The following is a 349-nucleotide window of genomic DNA, read 5'->3' as shown; positions in this document are numbered from 1 at the left end:
CTGGTGCGGTTGGGGTGACCTCAGATACGATCAAACGTGTGGGTGCGTTGGTTGATGCGGGGGCTGATGCAATTGTGCTCGACTCAGCCCACGGTCATTCTGAAGGGGTGCTGCGCAAAGTGCGGGAAGTCCGCGATGCCTTTCCGGCGTTGAACATTATTGCGGGTAACATTGCGACGGCAGCCGGTGCAGCAGCGTTGTACGACGCTGGTGCCGATGTGGTTAAGGTCGGTATCGGGCCGGGTTCAATTTGCACGACCCGCGTAGTTGCCGGCGTGGGTGTGCCACAAGTTTCAGCCATTGCGGCAGCAGCTGAAGTGGCCAAGCAATATGGTAAGACGATTATTGC

1 protein-coding gene is annotated in these 349 nt (G+C 57.9%); it reads left to right on the top strand.

What is annotated here, in order from left to right:
* Window positions 1-349, top strand: a 349-nt coding sequence (locus tag WEIDD23_RS12420) for an IMP dehydrogenase (RefSeq protein ID WP_197458908.1), incomplete at both ends; no start/stop codon positions are given.

The organism is Weissella sp. DD23 (assembly GCF_001579105.1).
GTDB classification, from domain to species: domain Bacteria; phylum Bacillota; class Bacilli; order Lactobacillales; family Lactobacillaceae; genus Weissella; species Weissella cibaria.
Note: the sequence above shows the minus strand (reverse complement) of the source record. Positions and strands in the feature narration are given on the sequence as shown.